The organism is Metasolibacillus sp. FSL K6-0083, assembly GCF_038630865.1.
Lineage (GTDB): Bacteria > Bacillota > Bacilli > Bacillales_A > Planococcaceae > Metasolibacillus > Metasolibacillus fluoroglycofenilyticus.
Map to the genome: position 1 here is coordinate 1733932 of NZ_CP152046.1, position 26095 is coordinate 1760026.

Consider the following 26095-nt stretch of genomic DNA (forward strand, 5'->3'; position numbering starts at 1 on the left):
TTCCCCCTCTAGTATTATCTTCCCCAACGTAGTGTGACAGCGCCCCATGTTAGACCGCCACCAAATCCAACTAATACGATTAAATCATCGTTCTTAATTTTGCCTTCTTCTAAATCATCGACTAATGAAATGCCGATAGATGCTGCTGATGTATTACCATATTTATGAATTGTTTTTGACATCTTTTCTTCTGGTAAGCCTAAACGCTCACGAGCAGCCTCCATAATGCGAATATTCGCCTGATGCGGAATTAAATAGTCTACGTCCTCTTTACGATAACCTGCTTTTTCCACAACATTCATTGCTGATTCACCCATTTGACGTACAGCAAATTTGAATACTTCGCGCCCATTCATTGCAATCGCCTTGTTTTGATCTAGACATAAGTACTTACCACCTGTGCCGTCTGCTCCTAGCTCAAACGATAAAATTCCGCGTCCTTCAGATACTTTTGATACAATAGCCGCACTTGCGCCATCACCAAATAATACAGCCGTATTGCGATCTTGCCAATCAATAATTTTTGAAAGCTTTTCAACACCGACAACGAGCACATTGTCATAGCTACCACTTTCAACAAATTGCTTTGCCGTAATTAAACCATACATAAAGCCTGCGCAAGCCGCAGATATATCCATAGCTGCTGCATTTTTAGCGCCAAGCGCCTCCTGTATTTGACATGCTACAGTTGGAAATGCTTGATCCGGCGTCACTGTTGCTACCAAAATTAAACCAATTTCCTCAGCCTGAATACCTGCATTTGTTATCGCCGCAACAGCTGCCTTATATGCCATATCTGATGTTTCTTCATTGTCAGCCGCAATTCTACGTGCTTCAATACCTGTACGCGTACGAATCCACTCATCACTTGTATCTAAAATTTTCTCTAAATCCTCATTCGTTACTACTTTTTCCGGTACGTATTTTCCAACGCCGATAATACCTGCATTCATATAGCGGCCCCTTTCTTGGTTAACACTAATTATTAATACTTGGTACTAATTATAGCCAACAATTTTTTGAATCGCAAGAAATTCTTTTTCAAACAACCTTCACAATTGTTTAAAAACAGTAATTTTATTTTTACCTAACGTGTGGTATTATATTAAAGATGTGATTTAATGAAAACGATATACAAAGTCTAAATAGAGGTGAATCAAATGCAATACATCATGACATTTATTTGGTCATTCCTACTAGTATCAATGTTAACTTATGTAGTGAGCTCGATTTTAGGTGTAGACCCTAACTTCGGTTTAGCAGCTATTCTTTCTGTAGCAGTAAGTATTTTAGTATTTATCATTTCTGCAATTATTCCAAACGACCCAATAGCAGACGCTGATAGTCATTAAAAGAAATTGCCTGAAAAGTGTGCTAATGCACTACTTTTCAGGCAATTTTTTGATTAAGTTAACTTTTTTCAATATGCACTGCATTATTTTCAAGTGTTACCTCTAATGTGTCTCCTGGCAATACATCTCCTTGCAATAATGCCTTTGCCACCGCTGTTTCAATATGGCGCTGTACAAAGCGTTTTAATGGACGAGCACCGAATTGTGCATCAACTCCCTCTTTGACAGCCCAATGAACGACCGCCTCATCCACATTCACTGTAATTTCCTGCTCCGCAATTCGTTCCTGTAACTGGCGAACGTATTTCCAAGTGATTGCATAAAAATGTTCATCTGTTAATGCGTGGAAAGTAATAATATCGTCAACACGATTCAGTAGCTCTGGCTTAAAATGCTGACGAAGTGCTGCCGTGACAAGCTGCTCTGTCTGCTCATTCGCCTCAAGCAAATAACTTGAACCAATATTCGATGTCATAATAATGACCGTATTACTAAAGTTGACATTGCGTCCTTGGCTATCTGTAATACGCCCATCATCTAGAGCCTGTAATAAAATATTTGCTACGTCTGGATGTGCCTTTTCAATTTCATCCAACAATACAACTGCATATGGATTGCGACGAACCGCCTCTGTTAGCTGTCCCCCTTCCTCATAGCCAATATAGCCTGGAGGTGCCCCAACCAGCCGTGAAACGCTATGCTTTTCCATATACTCACTCATATCAATGCGAATAAAATGGTCCTCTGAGTCAAATAATTGTGCAGCTAAAGCTTTTGCTAACTCTGTTTTCCCTACACCTGTCGGACCTAAAAATAAAAATGAGCCAATTGGCTTTGTTGGGTCTTTAATGCCCGCACGCGCACGCCATACTGCCTCTGATACAAGTGTTACCGCATTATCTTGCCCTACGACACGCTCATGTAAAACGTCCTTTAAACGCAGTAGCTTTTCGCGTTCTCCTTCTACAAGCTTCGTTACAGGAATGCCTGTCCAACGTGCAACAATGGAGGCAATTTCATCCGCTGTCACTTCCTCACGTAATAAGCGTGCCTCTTCACCGTTTAAAGATACTTCAAGCGTAGCTAGCTCCTTTTCCAATGTTGGTATTTTACCATGGCGAAGTTCAGCCGCTTGATTTAGGTCATACTTGCTTTCTGCTTCTTCTAATGCACGACGGTATTTCCCGAGCTGCTCACGCTTTTGCTGAATTAATTGCAAATCGGCCTTTTCAGCCTCCCATTGCTTCATCATCTCATTTGACGATTCTTTTAACGCCTTAATATCGTTGCGCAATGCTTCAAGACGCTTTTTACTCGCCTCGTCCTTTTCCTTTTGTAATGCTTGCTCTTCAATTTCAAGCTGCATTAAGCGACGTTTAATTGTATCTAGCTCCTGTGGCATTGAATCGATTTCTGTCCGAATCATCGCACACGCCTCATCAATCAAATCAATTGCTTTATCTGGTAAAAAGCGCTCAGTAATATAACGATTTGATAATTCCGCTGCCGCTATAATGGCACGGTCATGAATGCGCACAGCATGATGTAGCTCAAAGCTCTCCTTCAAGCCACGTAAAATTGATACCGTATCTTGAATGGATGGCTCACGCACTAAAACCTGCTGAAAGCGACGCTCTAATGCAGGGTCTTTCTCAATATACATGCGATATTCATCTAATGTCGTTGCACCGATACAATGTAGCTCACCGCGTGCTAGCATCGGTTTCAACATATTGCCCGCATCCATTGCGCCGTCCGTCTTGCCTGCTCCGACAATTGTATGAATTTCATCAATAAATAAAATGATGCGTCCTTCTGAATCTTTTACTTGCTTTAGCACAGCCTTTAAGCGTTCCTCAAATTGACCACGATAGCTTGCCCCTGCAATTAATGCACTCATATCAAGCTCGTAAAGCTGAGCCTCCTTTAATCCTTCAGGAACATCCTGACGCACAATGCGCTGCGCCAATCCTTCGACAATGGCCGTTTTTCCTACACCAGGCTCACCGATTAACACCGGATTGTTTTTTGTTTTGCGCGTTAAAATACGTATTACATTGCGAATTTCCTCATCTCGCCCGATAACAGGGTCCATTTTCCCCTTTTTCACTTCTTCAATTAAGTTACGTCCAAATTGCTCTAAAGGGGGACGATTATCTTCAGTTTGTTTAAATTGCATAAAATATCCCTCCAAACCAATTTTTTTAGGCAAACTCAAGTACCCACTTTTGTCATTGTTTTTTGGAAATCAAAACAATTTGACCTTTACTGACTAATTGAATTATAAAATATTGAAATTTAGTTTGCAAAAAAATGCTCCAAGAACTATTAATTTCGAGTAAATTAATGAAGAAGCTGTATTTTCCTTATACATATTATGTTATTATAACCTTAATCAATTTTGAAAAACGTTTATCTTAGCTTTTAGATTACGTAAGAAAGGAATGTATTTACATGTCTTTTCAAACAGTACCTGCAGAAATTTTTCAACTTTTTATAGAACATGGTTCGTTAATAAAAATAGATAAAGGTCACCAACTCTTCCAAGAAGGAGAAAAAGCCGAAAACATTTTTCTTATTAAAAAGGGCGTTATCCAACTTAGTAAAGAAACAGAACAGGGCAAAGAAATAACATTGCGTATTTGTGGTAATGATGTACTAATTGGTGAGAGCTCCCCGTTTTGCCAATTGAATTACCATATGGTAAATGCTAGAGCGCTAGAAACGGCTACGCTATTATCACTTTCACACCACACATTTGAATTATTATTAACAGAGCGTCCTAAATTAATGATGGAATATTTGCAGTGGGCACAAATTGAAATAATGAAACACCAAAGTCGCTTACGTGATTTAATGCTTCACGGAAAAAAAGGGGCACTCTATTCCACATTAATTCGATTAACAAATACGTATGGTCAAAAACAAGAGGATGGTTCAATTTTTATTAATTTTGCTTTAACAAATACAGAACTAGCTAATCTTTGCGCCACAAGCCGAGAGCTGATTAACCGCATGCTTAATGATTTGAAAAAACATCAGATTATTTCCTTCCATAAAGGTCATATTACAGTACATGACTTGCCTTTTTTAAAAAATGAAATTAATTGCGAAAATTGTCCCTTAACAATTTGCCGAATCGATTAAAGCGTGGGGGGAGCTGTCCAAAAAGCCGTGCATAGCCGGCATTTTGGACAGTAGCGATGATGTTTCGCAAAATGTAGTTTCGTATCAACAGAGAACGCCTCTATTAAAAATGGGATGAACATTGGCTTTAGCAGTGTACTCCTTCAGTAAAAGGGAAGCGAAGAAAACATTGATTTCAATGCAGTGTCAAAACAAAATGGACTTTTCGGACAACTTCTGGCGGGGTGGTGTTTTGGTAAAATGTTTGCTCATTAAAATTGAGAGGACCCTCTTTAAAATGAGAAAACACTGACTTTTTCCTAAAATAACCTTTAAAAAACGGGGCTGTCTTTTCAGACAGCCCCGACTTGCTTGTGTAACAAAAATTCAATCTCCATTTTCATCCAGGAGAATATCCCCTAAAACATGTGTTTTTCTATTTTCAAAGAATAATTTGCCATTTTTTTCAAGTAAATTCCTTGACAAAACACTATCGCTAGCGCTCCAAAAGTCGGCTACGTACGGCTTTTGGAGTACTCTTTTTTCCTTTAGCGAACGCCTAATGCCATCTTCGCATAGCGTGACATCATATCTTTTGACCACGCTGGTGTCCATACAATATTTACTTCTGTATCCTTTACTTCAGGTAGCTCACCTAAAGCCGTTTTTACTTGGTCTACAATAACAGGGCCAAGTGGGCAACCCATTGAAGTTAATGTCATCGTTACTGTCGCTAAACCTTCTTCATCTAAATCTACATCATATACTAAGCCTAAGTTAACAATATCAATTCCTAACTCGGGATCAATTACGTTTTCCAAAGCGCCATACATACTATCTTTCATATCTTGGTCAATTGCCATTTTTAACACTCCTTTCTATGTTATATTTAATGATAGCAGAACTCCATGCTTATGCCAAATGCTGTGCTAGCCAGTCTGTTACAGCAAGCATACCTGCTCTTGATACAACATGCCCCGCTTTTTCATCAATCATGTATGCAGAACGCGAATTTTCCCCGTGCTTTTCAAAATATGGATAACTCATCTCAAATGGGACAACTTTGTCTTCTTTGCCATGCCAAAAAAACGTTGGCACTTGCTGTAAAATATTCGCCTTGTTTTCTAAATCATAGGCATCTAGCATTGCCATTGTCTCTGCAAGCTGCTGCTCGGTAAAAGGTAATTCAATACCTGCCTTTTCAAACTGAGCAAGCTGATGCTGCGCAAATTTTGGATAGCTCGTTGCTCCCATGCAAATCCCCGCTGTTTGTATCCAGTCATATTTGCTTAAGCATCCTACAGTCGTAATTCCTCCCATTGAGGTCCCTGCAATACCTATTGCCTTCGTTGTTAACAAACCTTTATCTTGGAGATTTTTATAGAGGATTTCTACTTCCCCTACTGCTCGCATAACAATTTCCCAAAATATTGGCTCTAGCTGCTCTTTCGTTGTATTAGGCTCGGCACGCTCACCATGTAAATATGCATCTGGCAAAATTACTCGGACACCTTTTTCTACTAACTGATAGGCAAAATGTAAGTTATGCTCCTTCCCACTGCCGAAACCATGAATAAAAATAACTGTCGGACTTTCAACAGTCATTTCGGACGTATGCACATGTAATAACGGTATGTGCTCCCATACTTCACGTTGTACAATCACTAATTCTCACTCCTACGAAATATCTCTATACTAAGAGTAACAAAAATTGAATGATATGACAAAACTTTGACGTATAATAGTAAAAGACAGTAAAATAGAGTGAAACTTCAATGAGTGAGGATTTCTTCACCCTTCTGATTGTTTGCTTTACCAATTAGCTTTACAGAAAATTAATTTAGAAATAACCAATCTACTTTTGGTTCAAATTAATAACTATCTGTGAATGCTTGAGAAAGGGGACTTAAACTAGTATGAAGCAACATTTAATCGTCTTAGACTTAGACGGCACATTATTAACGGACCAACAACAAATCTCCTCCTATACAAAGGATATTTTGAAGAAAGCACAGCAGGAAGGTCATGCCGTCATGATTGCAACGGGTCGCCCTTATCGTGCAAGTGAAATTTATTATCGGGAGCTCGGCTTACAAACTCCGATTGTTAATTTTAATGGCGCATTAGTGCACCATCCTACAAATAGCGCTTGGCAGCAACTGCATTCACCGCTTGCGATGCGTGTCGTTCATGATGTTGTCGATTCAGTTGACCAATATAATTATGAAAATTTAATCGCTGAAATAATGGATGATGTCTACTTGCATAATGAGGATGAACAAATGATGCATATTTTAGGGATGGGCAATCCACGTGTCACAACAGGTAACTTAAAAACACATTTACTTGAAGACCCAACAAGTTTACTCATTCAAGCAACTGATGCACATGCAGCAGCAATCCGTCAGCATTTAGAAGATGTACATGCCGAATTAATCGAGCATCGCCGTTGGGGTGCGCCATTCAACATTATTGAAGTTGTGCGCAAAGGCTTGAACAAGGCTGTTGGTATTTCACATATCGCCCATGATATGCAAATTCCACGGGAGCGCATTATCGCATTTGGTGATGAGGATAACGATTTAGAAATGATTGATTATGCTGGAATAGGCGTGGCAATGAGCAACGGCATAGAGCCACTAAAAAATATCGCGAATGAAATTACATTATCCAATAACGAAGATGGCATTGGGAAGTTTTTAGCAGAGCGTTTAAAGCTTTAACGAGCTCTCCTCCTAGCTTAATTTACTACTTTGCTGTAAAGAAATTAAAAACCCCTCCCTTGCAAATGCAAGGGAGGGGTTTTTTCAGCTTCACACAAATTATTATTTAACTGGTGTGTCAGCTACTAATTCTACCATTTCTAAGTTATCAATTGTTTGATTGCTGTAATCAACGCTCCAATTTTTAACGCGTTTGTTAACTGGTGTAAGCTCTAAACGGTACATCATTGGTACCACTGGTGCTACTTCAGCCATTTCTTTTTCGAATGCTGCGAATTGCTCAGCACGGTAAGAAGCGTCAAATGATTTGTTAGAGTCGATGTTGCTTAAAGTTGTTTGTAAGCTATCTGATGTGTAACGAGAGAAGTTGTATGCCGCTGTATGTGCATAAACACCAGATGGTGATGGGTTAGAACCTACGCCCCATGCAGCCATAAAGATATCAATGTTTGGATCATCAGCTTCTACTTTGTCATAGAATGAGTTAAACTCAATTGTACGACCATCTGTGTACACAACATTTAAACCAACGTCTTTCCAGTTTTGTAACCAGAATGCAGCGATTTGCTCAGCTACGTCATCACCTGACATTGTAGCAAATTTAATTTCAAGTGGATTACCGTCTTTATCTTCACGGATACCGTCGCCGTCAACATCTTTGAAGCCAGCGTCTTCTAATAATTGTTTTGCTTTTTCTGGATCATAGTTGTATCCTTCTAAGCTTGCATCATGGAATGATGAGAATACTGGAGGAACGATTGCGTTTGCTCGCTCACGTAAACCTTCATAGAATACTTCTGTTACCTCTTCAACGTTTAATGCATAAGCCATAGCTTGACGTAAGTTTACATCGCCCATTTTAGCGTTTTCTAAATCAGTTGCTACAGCTTTTGTTTCTGTATCCCATTTACCTACTTTGAAGCCTAGGTATGAGTAGTAAAGCTCAGGACGAGCTAAAACATCAATATTTGTTAAATCTTTAATTTCAGTATATTTTGATGAACCGAATGATAATGATAAATCATATTCACCAGATTCTAATGCTTTCGCGATAGAAGATGATGGTACTACTTTCACGATTACTCCATCTAATTTTGGGCGACCCTTCCAGTAGTTTTCGTTTGCTTTATATTGTACAGACTCACCAGGAACAACACGGTCAATTACGAAAGCACCAAGTGTAACTGGGTTTTTACGAACTGCATCATGTTCAACTAAGTCAGCAACAGGAACATCACCAAGAATGTGGCTTGGCTCAGCATAAGTTAAGATACCATCTCCACCTGAGAATAAACCTGGAGATACTTCAAGAAGTTGTAATTCTAAAGTTGTTTCATCAATTTTGTTAAGACCAGAAATTGTTTCTGCTGTACCATCATGGTATGCTTCAGCACCTACGATGTTACGGAAGAATGAGTTATAACGTACACCTGTGTAATCTTTATGACCAATAATGTTATATGGTAACATTAAGTCTTCAATTTTTAATGGCTCACCATCAGACCATTTTACACCTTCACGAATTTTAATCGTTACGATGTTTGGTTCACCTTCTTCTAAAGTAAAGCTTGCAATACCTTCGTCAGTCAGTAAGAAGTCACCGTCTGCGCTGAAAATCGTGTTAGATGCAAAAGCCATTAAATCTGAATCATATGCATCTTCATATAGTGCGTATGAGAAAATACCTTGGAAAGGCTCATCTTTCTGCATAGCTACCATTAATGTACCGCCGTCAATAGCAGTTCCTTCATTTTCAACAGATAACGCGAAGCCATCTTCTTGCTCATTATTAGCTTCTTCATTAGTCGTTGTGCCACCGTCAGTTTTACCTGTATCAGTGCCCTTGCCTGCGTCTTCATTTTTATCTCCGCCACATGCAGCTAATACTAACATTAGTGCAAATAACATTGCTAGAAGAGCCCAACGTTGTTTCTTCATTTTTTTTCCTCCCTTTTTTGCCTCAGCTAGAAATTGTACCTATAAACACTAGCCATATTTATCAAAACACATTTATCAAGTGATGATAAATGTGATGGTACCAATTTTTTTGTACCTAAAGCGTTAGCGCCGTTTACAGAAGCTTAACACTTATTCTAGTAAATCTTTTCAAAAAAATCAATTTTCAGTTTTTTCTGAATATAATATTTTAATAGTTTCCGAAAGAAATATCCATAACTGGTTACTTCTTTCATATCTTAACTATTTTATATGCAAAAAGTCTAGCATATTTTCATAAATTGTGAGGGAAATTTAGAAAATATTTTCTAAATCCCTACACAATCTTCTCCCTAAGAGATTAACCTAAACGTTGCTTAGCATCTGCTGCACGGCGTAACGCTTGCCCAACATAGTTGATTGAAAGCATTAAAATTAAAATAAATAATGCTGCTGGTAGCCAAACCCACCAATATGTTGACATAACTAACGGGTTATTTGCATATGCTACAAGTGTCCCTAATGAAGGCGTTGACGGCGGTAAACCGAAGCCTAAATAAGTTAAACCTGTTTCAATCCCGATATTCCCTGCAAAGTTTAATGTTGCTTCAACAATTAAAATCGAACTAATATTTGGCATTACTTCCTTGAAAATAATAACAAAGTCGTTTGTTCCAAGTGTTTTTGAAGCATTTACATAGTCACGACGGCTTTCTGATAATGATTTTGAACGCACGAGACGTGCAATACTCGTCCAGCCGAATAAACTAATAATTAAAATAAAAGTTAATACAGTATATTTCGGTACAATTGTAATAAATACAATAATAATCATTAATGATGGTAATGTAATAAAGAAGTCAATAATACGCATGAACATATTATCAATCCATCCACCGAAATAACCACAAGCTAAACCAATGAAAATACCAGCTGTACCTGTAATCAACGTAATTGCAATCGCAATTAACAGTGAGTTTTTCGCACCAATAATAAGCTGTCCGAAAATATCACTACCACCAACATCGGCACCAAGCCAGTGCTCAGCGCTTGGAGGTGCATATTTACCACGTAATGAAATTTTCATTACCTCTGCTGGGTCGAAAAATAATGATGCAATGAATACACCAGAAATTGTTACAATCATAATAACTAAAGATATCATTGCAATTCTATCTTTTATAAATTCACGCCATACTACCTGCATACCAGTTGGCGGAGCGCTTATTACTTCTTGCTCTTTTTTGTTGTCTTTCTCTTTAACCACTTTTTTTCACCTCTCCTTAACTTATTATTTTGTCTATTCAATCCTAATTCGTGGGTCAACAATACTCATAATAATATCGGATAATAGACTACCTAATAACGCTAAGAAGCCGTATAGCATAACGAGTGCTGTAATAACACTATAGTCACGAGATGAAATAGATGAAATAAATAGTTGTCCCATACCTGGATATGCGAAAATTGTTTCAATGAAAATAGATCCACCTAATAAGCCCGTAATTGTAAAACCGATAAACGCAGCTACTGGTAATAGCGAGTTACGGAAAATATGTCTTGAGTAAACCTTGCGTGCTGGTACCCCTTTTGCACGCGCTGTACGTACATAGTCCATGCTCTTTGCATCTACTACTTCTGTACGTAAATATTGAATAATCCCTACTGTACCTAATACCGCTTGCGTAAATGCAGGTAAAATCATATGGTAAACTTTACTCATATAAAAGCCGAGAGTACCTGGTGCTTCCCGAACATCAACAGAACCGCCTGCTGGGAACCACTGCAATTTATAACCGAAGAAGTATAGCATAATTAATGCTAGTACGAATGTCGGTATCGCAAAGCTTATAAAACTATATAAAACTACCCCTCTATCAAACAAGCTATTTTGGAAACGCCCTGCCAATACCCCTAATGGCACTGCGATTGCATAAAGCATAATAGCTGTTAATAACGATAACCAGAATGTGTTCATTGCACGTTCACCGATTAGCGTCGATACTTTCACCTTGTACGTGTAACTGTTCCCAAATTCCCCTTTAAAAGCATTGCCCATCCAACGTGCATATTGCTGATACCACGGATCGTTCAAACCATTTATTTCACGCAATTCTTCAATACGCGCGGGATCTGTTTCTGGCGTAATTTTACCTGTGAATGGGTCACCAGGCATGTTTTTCGCCATAATGAAAATTAATAAACTTAGCACAAATAATTGTGGAATCATAATTAAAAAACGTCTAACAACCGTTTTCCACATATTAATTGCCTCCCTTCAGTGCTGAAGAAGTTGCAGCTACAAAATGCGTGTCTGAAATTGGTGATAAATCGTATACTCGACCGTTCTCATCAAAATACTGCTTATGCTCTAATTGATAATTACGTTCCACTTCGATACGCTCAAGTTTACGTTCTTCACGTCCATTCGGTGTAACATCTGGAATCGCAGATAGTAGACGCTTCGTATAAATATGCTGTGGATTATCGTAAATATCCTTTTTCGAGCCCGTCTCTACGAAACGGCCTTTATACATAATAGAAATATAGTCACACATATGTTTTACTACACCTAAATCATGTGAAATGAATAAATAACTTAAGCCATATTCATCCTGAATATCCTTCATGAAGTTTAACACTTGTGCTTGTACAGATAAATCCAGTGCCGAAACTGGCTCATCCGCAATAATTAATTTTGGATTTGTTGCAATAGCACGCGCAATACCAAGGCGTTGCTTTTGACCACCAGAAAATTCATGTGGATATTTTAATTTCGCATCTTCTGGCATACCAACAATCGCCAAAAGCTCATTAATTCTACGACTTTCTTCCTGTGGCGTTAGCTTCAAAAAGTTGCGAATTGGCTCTGCTAAAATATCTTGTACGCGCTTTCTCGGATTTAAGCTTGAATGAGAATCTTGGAAAATCATTTGAATATCACGATTATAAGCAGAGGTACGGTCACGACGCTTATTCGTTACATTCTCACCCTCATAAATAATAGAGCCTGCTGAAATTTTCTCTAGGCCGATAATTGATTTACCAGTTGTAGACTTACCACAACCAGATTCCCCAACAAGACCGTATGCTTTCCCTTTTTCAAACTCCATTGAAATACCATCAACGGCATATACATTATCAATTATTGTATTAAAAAATCCACCGCGAATTGGGTAATGGACTTTTAAATCGTTAATTTGCATAAAGCTCATTATGCACGTCCTCCTTCTTCGCCTTTAAAGTAGAATTCCTTGTAGCATGTACATCTTACAAAATGATTTGGTGCTACTTCATGCAACACAGGATCTTTCTCATGTGCGCTTTCTGGAATCCAAGAAATACGCGGTGAGAAACGGCATCCTTGACGTGGTAATTTCAATAAAGAAGGTACAATTCCTTCGATAACATTTAACTTTTGCCCATCTGAGTTCATCTGTGGAATTGAGTTAAATAATGAACGTGTATATGGGTGTTTCGGATTATTAAACAATTCTTCTACTGGTGCCTCTTCAATAATTTGACCCGCATACATAACAGCTACGCGATCAGCTACTTCAGCTACAACACCTAAATCGTGTGTAATTAAAATAATTCCTGAGCCCGTTTCTGCTTGTAAGTCTTTTAGTAAATCTAAAATTTGGGCTTGAATTGTTACATCAAGCGCCGTTGTCGGCTCATCCGCAATAATAATTTGCGGCTTACAAGAAATCGCAATCGCAATAATAACACGCTGACGCATACCACCAGATAATTGGTGAGGGAATTGCCTTGCAACACGCTGTGGATTTGGAATTCCAACTTGTGTTAATAGTTCGAAAACTCGAGACACACGCTGTTCTTTTGTTAATTTAGTATGATAAATTAAACTTTCCTCAATTTGCTCTCCAATACGCATTAATGGATTTAATGCAGAAAGAGGATCTTGGAAAATCATTCCTATATCCATACCACGAACATCGTTGAACTCATCCTCGCTTAATTTTGCAAGATTTTTATTTTTATATAAAATCTCACCCTGCACTCGCGTTTTATTATGATCGTGAAGTCCAATAATCGATGTGGCTAGTGTACTTTTACCACAGCCCGATTCGCCAACAATCGCCAGGATTTCGTTTTTTCTTAATGTCAAAGACACGCCATCAACTGCGTCAAAATACGTATCCTTAATTCGAAAACCTGTATGTAAATCTTTAATTACTAAAAGCTCTTCTGACGTTTTCAAATTCTTTCTCCTTTCAAGCAACCAGTTAAGAATATTACGACAATTTACTATTCAGCAAAAATCAATCATTCAAAACTGTTTCCCAATTCTTGATGGCATAATGAAAAAGCTGACTATACCGCTTCACATTATACTCTTTGTAATTCTTTAAAGTCAATATCTCCATGTTTAGCTATTCTGACATAACATGATTCTAAAATTAAATAATATTTTTGACAAGCTTTTTTTTATTTTTCTCTTACTTCAGCACTTTAAAGTGCTAGTTAATGCATTATATTCTACATAATACGCTAATTTTGTACATTTTTTTACAAAGAATAAATTATATAAAAATAATTATTATAAGTTTTTTCATATATAAGAATATTCAAACATTAGTTTTCTAAAATGGCAATATCTGCGTTAAACTGAATTTAGATTCACTATTAGAGTTAGAAATTATCATCATATATAACACTTGTAGCATAATTAAATAGTTATGAAAAAATAATAATTTACTTACCACTAAGCTACCGTATTTTAATTCACTTTCCCTACTATTTCTTCATATTTATAAAGAATACTCTTATATAATATGTTATATTTCACCTATCAAACCAATATTTCCGCACTTATTCATAGAAAAAGTTTTTTTAAATTTTTTTCTATGAATAAAAAAACAACCCTATCAATTCCCATAAAAGGAATGATAAGGTATTTTTTATTTTGCATTACTGTCCTGTAGCTTACGATTTTTTCGACCACGTTTTACGAACACAATCACAAAAACTATAAATAATAAATAGACAATACTTAGCGCTGCTAAATAAGGGATATTCCAGCCTCGCTTATCTATAATTTGAAACACATCTGAAACTTCTCTGTCTAATACAACAATATATTCCCCATTTTTATTTTGCTTAACAATTTCACTACTTAAAACAGCGCGTAATTCCTTGTCTTCACCAATTTCCTGTGCTGTTAAAACTACGTGCTTCGTTTTACTCGTGTTATTCGATATTACTAGCCATTGTTCTTCTTCAGACGTACGAGTAAAAGCAATCAATCCGTTATCGTTTTCAACTAAATTAAAATCACCGTGACGCATAGTAGTTGATTTCTTCCGTATGCTTTGTAAGTCTCCGATAAAATCGACAAGCTCCTCATCTGTTTTAAAATTATAAACTTGATGTGCTTGTTCACCTGCCTCACCATTCATAGCAATTTCCGTACCATATTGCATAACAAACACGCCAGGTAAGAACATGATTGGTAACAACGCTGTTTTCAAACGTGTTGGCGGGAACATTTTTTGCTCTGTCGCATCGAATACAAAGCGATCTGTTTGTAATGAATCTATCATTAACTGTGGTGCTATTTGCTCACCCGCCAAGTATGGCTCAACATATTTTAAGAAATCCGTTGTTGATAAATCTACATTTTTAAACATCTCGCGGTATAAATCGGTTGCATCTGAAGCAAATTTTGCATCGAAGTTAGCATCGCTGACTTCATTTGAAATAACATACATCGCACTATTTTGTGCCTTCAATGCTTCAATCAAGCTATTTAAAAACGCTGTATTGGCATCACCAATATTTGTTAAGCGAATACCACCAAAATTATAGCTTTGGGCAAATTGCAGTAGCGCTTCTTGCAAAGCAGCTTGAACCTCCACATTTGCTAAATCCCAATGTACAATGCCATCTTGCTGTAATTTAATCCAGTCTTTTTTAGCTGAATCTTTCACCCATTCATGCTCTGCACTTACATTAGATAGGGGGAAATCAACCATTATGGAAATTTCCTCTTTATTATAGGCAGCAATTACATCCTTTAGCTCCTGCTCAGTGCCAAAATGTGGCTCTATTTTTTCATAGCTTGTAGGTGTCCAACCATCATATGTTTCAGTTGTAAACACTGTTCCAATGGAAGCAATTGTAAAACCCATTTTTTTTATTGTGGAGAGCTTTTCAATTAAGCCAGCAAAATCACCGCCAGCAAATTGTGTTGCATTCTGCCTATCTACATTAATATCGTTTTCCGCTGTTTTATTAAAATAGCGGTCGATTAGTACGTCATATATACTTTCATCTGCAATCGTTCGTGCTTCCTCCGCATAGCTAACAGCTGAAAATGGAGAAATTAATAAGATTGTCACCATCATTGCAGAAACCCATTTCATCATCTTCATTCGAATGTCTCTCCTAATTTAACAATAGTCCATCGTCATTTTATCAAACTTCCGGGCACTTTTACTATTACAATACTGTAAATTAAAATGAAATACGTCAAATACGTGAACAACACAAAGCAAAAGGTGTCTAAAAAGTGGCTTGCTAGCCTACTTTTCAGACACCTTTATCTTTTTTAGAAATTCACACCAATTCCAACTGATAATCCTAGATAAAGCGTTACTAATAACACGATTGCGAATAGTACCCAGAACATTGTTGTTGGCTTGTCTTTTTTCTTGCGTACTAAAATCATTTCCATGAATCCAATAACAAGTATACCGAATAAAGCTTTGATGTCATAGTACATGCTGCTTTCTGTAATGACACCACGCCATTCCATAAGCAATGCTGCACCTGTAATGACAATTAAAATGTACATAACACGCAATGCCATATGCACACCTTTGTTTGGTTTACTTGCTAATGCGCCAATGAAAAATAGTACAAGTGCAAGTACCCATGTTGTAATATGGAGATGCGTTGTGCTAGTTAAAAAATCCATCATATCCCACCTCATTTTTTCTCTTCAAGACATATCCTATCATGTGAGGTAGGTTGTTTCAATGAAATGGTGTTGAGGCTGTCCAAAAAGCCGTGCATAGCCGGCATTTTGGACAGTGGCGATGATGTTTGACAAAATATTAACTCAACTAAATAGAGAAGGCATCTTTTAAAACACGATAAACATTCGCTTTAGCAATGTTTATCTTCAATAAAAGTGAAGCATTGAGGTTTCACTTTATGCAAAACGGTTTGCTAACGTGCCAATTCCTTCGATTGAAATTTTCACCTCATCGCCAGCTTTTAAAAATACTGGTGGGTTCATTCCTTTTCCAACTCCCGCTGGCGTGCCTGTTAAAATAATATCACCTGGCTCTAATGTAACGTACTTTGATAAGATTGCAATTAAGTCTGCTACTTTAAACATCATATCTTTTGTAGAGCCATTTTGACGTAGCTCGCCATTTACTTTCGTTACAATTGTCAACACTTGTGGATCTGGAATCTCATCCTTTGATACTAGGTAAGGGCCTAACGGGCAAGTTCCTTCTAGACTTTTTCCTAGGAAGAACTGTTTGTGCTTTTGTTGTAAGTCACGAGCTGTCAAATCGTTAGCTATTGTGTAGCCAAACACATAATCATAGGCCATTCCTTTAGGAATATCTTTTCCGCGCTTTCCAATGACAACAGCAAGCTCACCTTCATAATCTAGCATTGACGTTTTTTCCGCATGAATTGGTAGTGTTGCTTCATCCGCAGCGATGGCTGTTGGTGATTTTGTGAACACAATAATATCCTCTGGCACTGCGTCTGCTCCCATTTCCTTTGCATGGTCCTCATAATTTTTCCCTACGCACAAAATATTTTTCGGCGTGCGTGGAATTGGGGCTAACCATTCGATTTCACTAAATGTATGTTTAAATTGCTCCGCGTTTTCACTTTTTTGTACGGCATCGACTAACTTTCTCATTTTTTCTACAAAATCATAACCTAATGCAATACCATCAATAATTGTTGACGGAAAAGAAGGAAAAACTTGTAGTGCTTCTTGAATTGCTAATACATCCCAAACTGCTTCTTCTTTTTTTACTTTCGGTCCAAATTTTACTTGTCCATTTAATTTAAAAGATAATAATTTCATAATCGCATCTGCACTCCTTCTTTTTATCCCGCATAAACAGACTTTTATTAAAAAGTAAGCATAGTCCCTTTTCAATAATTCTGTAAATGTCTGATTGATGAAAGCTAGCCAACAGTAGAAAAAGAGTGTCCACCGATGGAAGTTTCATTTTATACATCATACATTATTATACGACAAAAAGCCTTATTTTTCTGATAATTTTTTATTATAAGTTAATTTTTTCATAGCTGCCTCAATTGGACCTTGTGAAAACTTTGATAGCCATAACTCTGCAAGTATAAGCTGCACGATAAAAATACCTAATGCCATATATACGCCCATTTGCACAGTCATTTTCCCGTATAATCCGAATCCAAAACTATAGAAAATAAATGTTGCCACGACGGATTGCATGATATACATTGTCATCGACATACGACCTAGTTTCGCTAGCGGTGATAGCAGTTTTATTGCAAATGGCAATAAACAAATAACGATGATAGCAGCCATATAGCCAACTGCTAAAATCGGCCCCCCAATGAATACTTTTAAATAATCTAATAAGTACGTGCGATTATACATATATGGCGCACTTTTAATAAATAAACCTAGACCGATACCAACTACAGCGAAAATTAGCCACACTATTTTCAGCTCTTTTGCTCGTTCAATTAAACGCCATTTAGCTGCTGCTACGCCGACTAACATATACGGCAAAATAGTAAACAATGAGATTATCCACATATCTATTCGCATTTGTATAGATAAATCTGCTATACGCTGTGTTAATGCGTCCATCCATGTTCCTGTACCGTAGGCTGTAATGGCGTTTTGAATCATAACAATATTAACGGATATTTGCTCGACTTCCATATTTAAAACGCCGGCAAGCTGATAAATAAATAAAATAAAAGCGTGCATCATCGCGTTGAGTACTAGCGCTATCGTAATTAACCATGGGCTTTTCAAACGCATGAATACGATTAAAAAGAAGCCGCAAAATGCATACATAACTAAAATATCTCCCCACCAAATGAGAAAAGCATGGATGAGACCGATTGTTAATATAATAAGTAGGCGCTTTGGTGCAAATTTGTAAAAATTAATGCCTGTTTTTTGCGATTTCATATACTGCATCGCTAAACCATAGCCAAATAGGATTGAGAATAACGGGTAAAAGCTACTTTGCACATAAATATCCAAAGTTTGCTGCCATATAATATCTTTTGCCTCAGTAAACCAATAAGCTAAATCTATATGCGGCTGCGGCAAGTAAAATCCATACATATTGACTAATAAAATGCCAAGTAAGCTTACACCACGTAAAACATCAATTGTATGTACACGTTCTTGCATTAGTGTAGGTTGAAATTTCACAATCACGACTCCCTTCCAAGGCGTCCAAAAAGCGTGCTATAGCACTGCTTTTTGGTCGTTTATGTTTTAGCCCGTATCTATTACGTCTCGGTGTAATTGCGTCCATATTTTTCCAAATTATTTTGTGGAAGTTAACCTTAAACCGTCACGTCCTGTGACAACGGTTAACTGACCTGCATCATGCAGACCTCCCTAACAGTTTACAACACAATCGCCTCGCCAATATCGTAAAGATATAGTATTTTTTCTTTTACCTTTACTTTATTAACCATTTCAATTGCCTCGCTATAAATTTGCAGTTGTATTTGATAACGTTTTGCCATTTCCTCTGTTAAAGCTGGCTCAACGTTAAATGGAGGACGAATTTTATCTGTTTTATAGTCTAATAATATCCATTGTCCATCTTCCTCAAACAAGCAGTCAATAATCCCTTGAACAATTTGGCTATCACCTTCATGATCCGTTCTACTTATCGTAAAAGGTACTTCTCTCAAAAGTTTCTTCGCATTCTTAAAACGTGTTCCGACTGGGGAGTAAAAAAACGCCAATACTTTTTCCATATTGATAAGAGCAGCCTCGTCCTTTGTTAATAGTTCTCGCTCCACTAAACTAGCGACAAACTCATTTGCCGCATCAAGTGATACAAAGCCCTGCTGTGGCACATGTTGCATAATCGAGTGAACAACTGTCCCCATTTCTGCGGCACTTAGTGCTTTCGCCTGTATAAAACTTGGACGTTTTGCAATGGATGCTTGTTGCATCGCTTGTGGATTATAAACGATATCTTCCTCCTGCTGCAATGCCTCGAAGCGTTTAATTTCGGATACAGATGTTTTCGATTTTTTAACTGTCGCTTGTCTATGCGGATATGTTGCAGTAAAGCGTTCTGTCAGTACTTCAACAAGCTGCTCATCCACCTCGTCATCGACTAGCATTTGCACGAAAGATTCCTGCTCCTCTGTCCCTTTCAATAGCGTTGCTGATAAAACTTTGACTGACCATAGTGAAGCTTTTTGCCCTGTGACCTCACTTCCTCCAAATACCTCGTCCTGTACCGTTCTTGTTAAAAAATCGGGGTGGCTAACGAGCGCAGGAGCGACCCAATCTAAAAATGAATTGGCACTAGCTCGCAAATAATTTGGTAACAATGTTTTCGGTGCTAGGTTTTGTAACGCTTCCCATTTGTCTAGCTTTCTTTGCCAGTTTTTCACTGTACCTAGCAAAATTAAATGCTCTTTTGCACGTGTCATTGCTACATAAAGTATACGCATTTCCTCTGCTTTAAGTTTTGCTATTTTCTTCTCTTTCATAGCTAAATACGGCAAGGATGTAAACATCGTGCGTTCTTCTGTATTAATCGCCTTTACAGCAAGACCGAAATCTTGATCAAATAAATAGGAGCCTTTAAAATCCTGCTGATTGAAGGGTTTCGCCATACCAGCAACAAAAACAACAGGGAACTCTAATCCCTTTGAAGAGTGAATCGTCATTAAACGCACGACATCATCACCTTCTCCAATCGATTTGGCAATACCCAAATCATCCCCTCGCGATTTCATTCGATCTACAAAACGTAAAAACCGAAACAGACCGCGAAATGAAGTTTTTTCATATGCAAGCGCGCGGTCATGCAATGCTCTTAAGTTTGCTTGGCGTTGTTTGCCATTTGCCATTGTGCCAACAAGCTCATAATAATTTGTATCTAAATAAATAGTCCAAACTAAATCCGCAAGCGAGCCTCGCCGTGCTAGCTGACGCCATTTTTCTAATAATATTAAAAAATGTGCTAGCTTCTCTGCAAGTTTTGCATTGGATGGCTGCTCCATAAAAGCTGTCAAGGCTTCAAAAAACGGTACATTGCGCTTAGCTAAACGCACTTCGGCTAGTTCATTTTCAGTTAAACCGAAAAATGGCGCGCGCAATGTTGAAGCGAGTGGGATATCCTGATACGGATTATCAACAATTTTTAAAACATTTAATATAATCATTACTTCTAATGCCTCAAAATAACCTTTGGAGGATTCTGAATAGAGCGGAATACCTGCCAACTTGAATTCCTCAGCAAAATCAGCAGACCACGTCATAGAGCGCATTAAAATAACAATATCGCTGTAGCGAATAGGTCTTGTAGTACCATCCTTCGGGTTAAAAATAGGCAGCTCTTTCTCAATCATATATTGAATTTTTTTAATCATATAGCGAGCTTCTTGCTGCGAGATTTTGAGCTCCTCTAGCTCTTCATCAAGCTCTATCTCCTCCTCTTGCTCTGTATATTGGTCAAGTACAACAAATTCGACAGGAATATTTGCCTCGCTATAGTGCGCACGGAATTTTAACGCTGCTTGCTCATCATAGTCAATCTCCCCAACTGTTTCATCCATCACTCGCTCAAATATATAGTTCGTTGCCTCTAGCACCTCTTGGCGGCTGCGAAAGTTCGCATTTAGATCAATTTTCAATCCTGTATTTTGCGGGTTTTCAGCAAATTCTTTATATTTGCGTAAAAATAAGCGTGGTTCAGCTAATCGAAACTGGTAAATGGATTGTTTAACATCGCCGACCATAAATAAATTCCCATTCGCTTCATCATTACTTTTCACAAGCTGTAAAATCGTTTCTTGTAATAAATTTACATCTTGATATTCATCTACAAGCACTTCTTTAAAACGCTGCTGAAAATCCTTTGCTACTGCTGAAGGCTGCATGCCCACCTCTGTTTGCTCAGTCAATATTTCCAAGGCATAATGCTCCAAATCGGAAAAATCGACTAATGCGCGTTCCTGCTTAGCTACTTTAAACGCTTCACTAAAAACTTTCACAAGCTTTACAAGCGTCTCGATAACTGGCTTCATCTGTCTTATTTCACTTAATAAATGATGTGGTTGGCGCACAAAAAATGTTTCTTTAAGGGCTTTGACAATGTCCTTCGCCTCGTCCCGATGATTTTTAGCAATATCCTTAATTTCTGGATCTGCCTCATCCGATTTCTTGATAGACGGAAGCCTACTCCATTGTGCTTTTTGCATATGCTCATGCACATCTTGCCATGTGCTATTATTTAGCTTGTCAATTGCTACTTGTACGAAGGCTAACTCCTCCGCTGCTAAGGCGCTATATGCACCTAATCCAAAATTACCATCGGCATAGCGCTGCATTGCTAATAAATTATTTTCAGCAGCATGTAAAGAATGTAAAATTGATGTTTTTAACTGTGGAACAAATGCTAAATCATCAATGGCAGCATCTTCTGTAATATCATATTCCCGCGCTAATGTGTCGAGCCATTTATATGGCTCAGGTTGTACACGTGACATATTGTAAAGCTGCTCCAATAGCACTTCTATTTCTTGATCATGACGATCTGAAGAAAAGCTATCAACAAGCTCGTACACCTCCGCCTGCGCTAGATTCCCGTCCTCACTATACGCCTGCTCCAATATAGTAGAAAGCACATCATCCTGTAATAAAGCTACTTCATCTTGGCTCGCTATGCGGAACCCAGGATCAAGGTCAATCATATACGCATATTGACGACAAATTGCTAAACAAAAAGAATGTAATGTTGAAATTTGCGCTTTATTTACTAAGCTCAATTGACGTCTTAAAAATCGGTTATGTGGGTCCTTCGTGATTTCTTTCTCCAATGCGGCAGCTAAGCGACTACGCATCTCAGCAGCCGATGCGTTGGTAAAGGTTACGACTAGTAGCTCATCTACATCAAGCGGCTCCTCTTTAGCGATAATTTTTTGGATAAGGCGCTCAATTAAAACAGCCGTTTTTCCCGAGCCGGCTGCTGCCGATACGAGCGTATCCTGACCAGTTGCCCAAATTGCCTTCCATTGCTCATCTGTCCACTGCGCATCAGTCGGTTTCTTCGGTATCATTAATGTCACTATAGCCACACTCCTTTTTTACTCGTGCAATCAATTCATCAGTCTTTTTCACCGTGAAATGATTATATTGTTGCTGTCCATCTGATGGATCGAATTGGCATATTGCCTTGAACTGACAATAATCACAGGCTGTCCGATTTTTTAATTTATATGGATAAATTTCAGTAGCACCTGTAAATATTTTATTGCCCGCCTCCTTATGCTTTTCAATCACGAAATCCTGCAAAATCGGCATCGTCTGCACATCAACAGTTTTTGAATATGCTCCAATTGCACCTTTTGATGTCATACTCACAGGAATAACTGGTGACTTTTTTTGTTCTAATAAATTTTCATCCATCGCCTCTAACACGGGAATTTCATTTATTAAAAGCCCTTGCATTCGGTATTTTTCAAGGCGCTGTAGCTCACGCATTTGCTCATCCACATATTCCTCCAAGCGTACGAGAGGGTCATGAACATGCACATATAATACTCCAGCAGGCGTCACAGTCACTTCCTGATTTTCAGGCAATGCCAATAACTCTTTCGCATTTTTCACAGCGACATCTAAATACGTTAGCAACTGCAACGAAATCCCATGATAGACCTCATTTAAGTCTAAATCGCGACTTGACGATTTATAATCGACTATACGTAAATGCAATTGACCATTTTCCTCATAGGCATCAATGCGGTCAATTTGCCCACGCAAATACATTTTGCGCTTATTTTCAAGTGGTATTTCTAACGGAGGAAGTGGAGTTATTCCTTTTTTTGTCGTTTTATCATCCGCTTTACCAAATGGTTTTTCATGAACAATCGGTTTAAATTTTGCAACTTTCGCATGCTCTGTTAAAGCAAATAACGTTCGTGCAACAACTCGAATGAGCTTCTCCTTAATGTATAAATAACGTGAATTGCTCTCTAAAATACGATAAGAAAATATATGAATAAGTGGCTCCACTGCCTCTCTTGCCTTTTGCAAGCATTCTCTATAGTTTGCTGGTGGCACCTCGTTCCCCGTTAAAATGCTGCGTAGCGCTTCATGGAATAAATCACCCATTGCAAAAGTTTCCAAACGATATTCAGCACGTTCCTCTAATCGCAACCCATAAGTAGCAAAGTGCGCGTATGGACAGCGATAAAATTTCTCGATTCGGGAAACACTTGCCTGCAATTCCTCACCATAAAGCCTATCGGTAATAGTAGGCTGTAAGGGCTCAGCTTTATTCATTGTATATAGAGGCTTCGTTACAAATTGCAACATTCGCTCCCATTTTGGGTAACCAAGGTAAAATGCGTGTAGTGCACGCCACTCTGCAGATAGTGCTTTTGTCTGCTCAGCCTCTTTTAACTGTGTCGCTAAAAAAGCAAGCGATGCCCTCGGATGGCGTAAATAAGATAAAAGATGACGCTTATCAAACTCCTCAATCGGGTCTATGAATACACGTCTATGCGATAATGTACGCTTGTCCTTAACGGTAAATAATTTATGCAAACGATTAATATAGAGCGACGGTAGCAGGCTTTTTCCTTCTTCATCCGCACTAGCAAATGTAATGTACAGTCTGTCAGTTGGAGAAGTAAGCGCACGATAAATTAAAAATGCCTCCTGCAATAGCTTACTTTTTGCATTTGGTGCTAATTCATAATCAAGGCGCTCAAAATAAGCACGATCGGCATCTGTTAATAGCCCCTCTTGATCGATGCGCATCGGATAAACACCATCATTCACACCGATAATAAACACAGCTTTCATATTATCAAAGCGTGAATATTCTAATGTGGCAACAGTCACCTCATCAATTGCCGGCGGGATATTGGAAAATTGCAATGAATCATAGCCTTCATCAAGTATTTGTGCCGCCTCTTGCAATGTTATTTGCTGCTCACCAAACATTAAAACAAACTGGTCAAGTATATTCACCCAACCATTCCATACTTGGTCATGCTCACTTGCAAAATCAAGTGCAGCCGTTTCAAGCTCTTGTTCTTTCATTATTTGTAACTTTTCATAGAGCTGTAAATGTTCAGCATAGTCATACAAAGCCTGTCCTATTTCTAAGCCTGTTTGCGCTTCCTTCAGAGCTTGTTCTAACATAAACAACGGCTCACGTACAATGTCACGCGCCTGCTGTAACAATTGCTGCATTTCAAGCTCTTTATCGGTTTGTATTGCCCCTATTTTATCTAACACACGGAATCTGCGATATTGCCAAATCTCTTCGTCATGCCAACGCTTACCGATAATCCCCTTCGCTATAACAAAATTTTCAAGCCTATCTAGCTGCTCCCGATTGTATTTTTTTTCCGCATGTAATGGGAAAAATAAATCTGTTTTCACTGCTCGAAAAACAGGCTCATATTGCCAATTTGAAATTACTACCTCTAAGGAAGAACGCATAAATTCAACAAATGGATGATGCAGCATTGGTCGCTTTTCATTCGTAAAGAACGGAATTTCATGCTGCTTGAAAATTGTCGCAATAAGTGGATCATAGACATCCGCTTGACGATACATAATACCAATATCTTTATAACGCATTTGCCCCTCTGTGACGAGAGCAATTATTTCCCGCGCAATACTTTGAACTTCCGCACGTCGATTTGTACCTTCAATAATATGCACTGCTCCTGATGCCGATTGTACTGCGGGTACCGCTGCATGAAAATTCGTCTCAATATGTAATAAATCGGCTTGTGCTGTACGATAATTCACTGCTAAATGCACGCGGTTTTCCACTTCAATATGATGCTGTGTTGCAAAATCTATTAATTTATCATAGGTGAAAGCCGCACGATGAAATAATGCTTGTGGATCTGCTGCATCTTGCACATCCTCAAAAGGCAAAACAATCGTTACGCGTTTTGCTAGCTGCAATAATTGCTCAACAATCGCAAACTCCCTTATTGTAAATGCCGTAAAGCCATCTATAAATATTTCTGCCTGCTGTATTTTTTCGGAGTTTTTCAATTGCTCAACTAAAATTGGATAAAAGCCTTCTCCGTCTACATAGCTCTCTCCAATGCTTTCCTCTAGCTGCTGCAAAATAATTTGGAAGTCCTTCATTTTTGCAATTAATGTATGAGCTGCTCCATATACCTCAAGCTCGTTTATTAAATTAACAATGGAATTGCTCGTCACATCATATTGACTGAACTCACGTAATAACTGCTCAATATCCTGCGTGAATCCTCGCTTACTAGCAGCTTGCGTAAAAATCGAAAACTGCTCCTTATTATCCTGTAAAATACGACGTATTAACATTCGATAGCCAAAGCTATCAATTTTATCGCGAGCAACGCCTCCAGTTTCCTGCAAAATAAACCAAGCTAAGCGTTTAAATGTTAATACTTGCGCTCGTATCATTCCATTAATATCATAACGATTCGTCAAATCATACTCTGTTTTAAATGACATTTGATCAGGAACAATGACAAATAACGGCGCACCGAAAGGATTATCCTTTAAATGCTGCACAATTTCTTGATGAAGCAATGTCGTTTTTCCCGTTCCAGCTCGACCTGAAATAATGCGTAAAGACATATTGTCCCCCTCCTCTTACTACTATTATATAACAGAACACATGTTTTACCATAATGAAAAATAAGGCTGCTGGAAAGCAGGGATGTCCTACATTTCCA

18 protein-coding genes are annotated in these 26095 nt (G+C 38.2%); 3 read left to right on the forward strand and 15 right to left on the reverse strand.

What is annotated here, in order from left to right; genetic code table 11:
- Window positions 1-14: 14 nt before the first annotated feature.
- On the reverse strand, window positions 15-953 hold the full coding sequence (locus MHB51_RS08255) for a beta-ketoacyl-ACP synthase III (protein ID WP_066165170.1): 939 nt from the start codon (window positions 951-953) through the stop codon (window positions 15-17).
- A gap of 207 nt (window positions 954-1160) precedes the next feature.
- Between MHB51_RS08255 and MHB51_RS08260 the strand changes: the two genes are divergently transcribed.
- Window positions 1161-1352 carry a YjzD family protein gene (locus MHB51_RS08260; protein ID WP_066165167.1) on the forward strand — a complete coding sequence of 64 codons (192 nt, stop codon included), beginning with the start codon at window positions 1161-1163 and terminating at the stop codon, window positions 1350-1352.
- A gap of 58 nt (window positions 1353-1410) precedes the next feature.
- Here MHB51_RS08260 and MHB51_RS08265 read toward each other — a convergent pair whose 3' ends face one another.
- A complete protein-coding gene (locus MHB51_RS08265) occupies window positions 1411-3531 on the reverse strand; it encodes an AAA family ATPase (protein WP_107942153.1) in 2121 nt (706 codons plus the stop codon).
- Between the two features lie 275 nt (window positions 3532-3806).
- Between MHB51_RS08265 and MHB51_RS08270 the strand changes: the two genes are divergently transcribed.
- Window positions 3807-4499, forward strand: a complete 693-nt coding sequence (locus MHB51_RS08270; RefSeq protein WP_342559364.1) for a Crp/Fnr family transcriptional regulator — start codon at window positions 3807-3809, stop codon at window positions 4497-4499.
- A 527-nt stretch (window positions 4500-5026) separates the two neighbouring features.
- On the opposite strand, the gene MHB51_RS08275 is transcribed toward MHB51_RS08270, so the two are convergent.
- Together MHB51_RS08275 and MHB51_RS08280 are read right to left on the reverse strand one after the other, a co-directional pair.
- Entirely contained in the window at window positions 5027-5335 is a 309-nt protein-coding gene (locus MHB51_RS08275) for a metal-sulfur cluster assembly factor (protein WP_066165213.1), read from the reverse strand.
- Between the two features lie 55 nt (window positions 5336-5390).
- Window positions 5391-6143 (reverse strand): prolyl oligopeptidase family serine peptidase, encoded by a 753-nt coding sequence (locus tag MHB51_RS08280; RefSeq protein ID WP_066165161.1) that lies wholly within the window; start codon window positions 6141-6143, stop codon window positions 5391-5393.
- Between the two features lie 251 nt (window positions 6144-6394).
- On the opposite strand from MHB51_RS08280, the gene MHB51_RS08285 reads away from it, so the two are divergent.
- Complete coding sequence (locus MHB51_RS08285; RefSeq protein ID WP_342559365.1) at window positions 6395-7201, forward strand: Cof-type HAD-IIB family hydrolase; 807 nt, start codon at window positions 6395-6397, stop codon at window positions 7199-7201.
- Window positions 7202-7303: 102 nt separating this feature from the next.
- Here MHB51_RS08285 and MHB51_RS08290 read toward each other — a convergent pair whose 3' ends face one another.
- The 11 genes from MHB51_RS08290 to addB form a co-directional block, all read right to left on the reverse strand.
- The gene (locus MHB51_RS08290; RefSeq protein WP_342559366.1) at window positions 7304-9139 is read right to left on the reverse strand and encodes an oligopeptide ABC transporter substrate-binding protein; all 1836 of its coding nucleotides are present in this window, start codon (window positions 9137-9139) and stop codon (window positions 7304-7306) included.
- 358 nt (window positions 9140-9497) lie between these two features.
- Entirely contained in the window at window positions 9498-10343 is an 846-nt protein-coding gene (locus MHB51_RS08295) for an ABC transporter permease (RefSeq protein ID WP_082798990.1), read from the reverse strand.
- A 93-nt stretch (window positions 10344-10436) separates the two neighbouring features.
- On the reverse strand, window positions 10437-11399 hold the full coding sequence (opp4B, locus tag MHB51_RS08300; RefSeq protein WP_066165150.1) for an oligopeptide ABC transporter permease: 963 nt from the start codon (window positions 11397-11399) through the stop codon (window positions 10437-10439).
- Window position 11400: 1 nt separating this feature from the next.
- On the reverse strand, window positions 11401-12351 hold the full coding sequence (locus MHB51_RS08305) for an ATP-binding cassette domain-containing protein (protein ID WP_066165147.1): 951 nt from the start codon (window positions 12349-12351) through the stop codon (window positions 11401-11403).
- On the reverse strand, window positions 12351-13361 hold the full coding sequence (locus MHB51_RS08310) for an ABC transporter ATP-binding protein (RefSeq protein WP_066165144.1): 1011 nt from the start codon (window positions 13359-13361) through the stop codon (window positions 12351-12353). The genes MHB51_RS08305 and MHB51_RS08310 overlap by 1 nt, the downstream gene beginning before the upstream one ends.
- A gap of 700 nt (window positions 13362-14061) precedes the next feature.
- On the reverse strand, window positions 14062-15534 hold the full coding sequence (locus tag MHB51_RS08315) for an alpha-amylase family glycosyl hydrolase (protein WP_342559367.1): 1473 nt from the start codon (window positions 15532-15534) through the stop codon (window positions 14062-14064).
- 176 nt (window positions 15535-15710) lie between these two features.
- On the reverse strand, window positions 15711-16079 hold the full coding sequence (locus MHB51_RS08320; RefSeq protein ID WP_066165138.1) for a YisL family protein: 369 nt from the start codon (window positions 16077-16079) through the stop codon (window positions 15711-15713).
- A 237-nt stretch (window positions 16080-16316) separates the two neighbouring features.
- A complete protein-coding gene (locus tag MHB51_RS08325; RefSeq protein ID WP_342559368.1) occupies window positions 16317-17219 on the reverse strand; it encodes a fumarylacetoacetate hydrolase family protein in 903 nt (300 codons plus the stop codon).
- Window positions 17220-17402: 183 nt separating this feature from the next.
- The gene (locus MHB51_RS08330) at window positions 17403-18575 is read right to left on the reverse strand and encodes a DUF418 domain-containing protein (protein ID WP_342559369.1); all 1173 of its coding nucleotides are present in this window, start codon (window positions 18573-18575) and stop codon (window positions 17403-17405) included.
- A gap of 200 nt (window positions 18576-18775) precedes the next feature.
- Window positions 18776-22468, reverse strand: a complete 3693-nt coding sequence (gene addA, locus MHB51_RS08335; RefSeq protein ID WP_342559370.1) for a helicase-exonuclease AddAB subunit AddA — start codon at window positions 22466-22468, stop codon at window positions 18776-18778.
- On the reverse strand, window positions 22437-25997 hold the full coding sequence (gene addB / locus MHB51_RS08340; protein WP_342559371.1) for a helicase-exonuclease AddAB subunit AddB: 3561 nt from the start codon (window positions 25995-25997) through the stop codon (window positions 22437-22439). Before addB ends, addA begins: the two co-directional genes overlap by 32 nt.
- Window positions 25998-26095 lie beyond the last annotated feature (98 nt).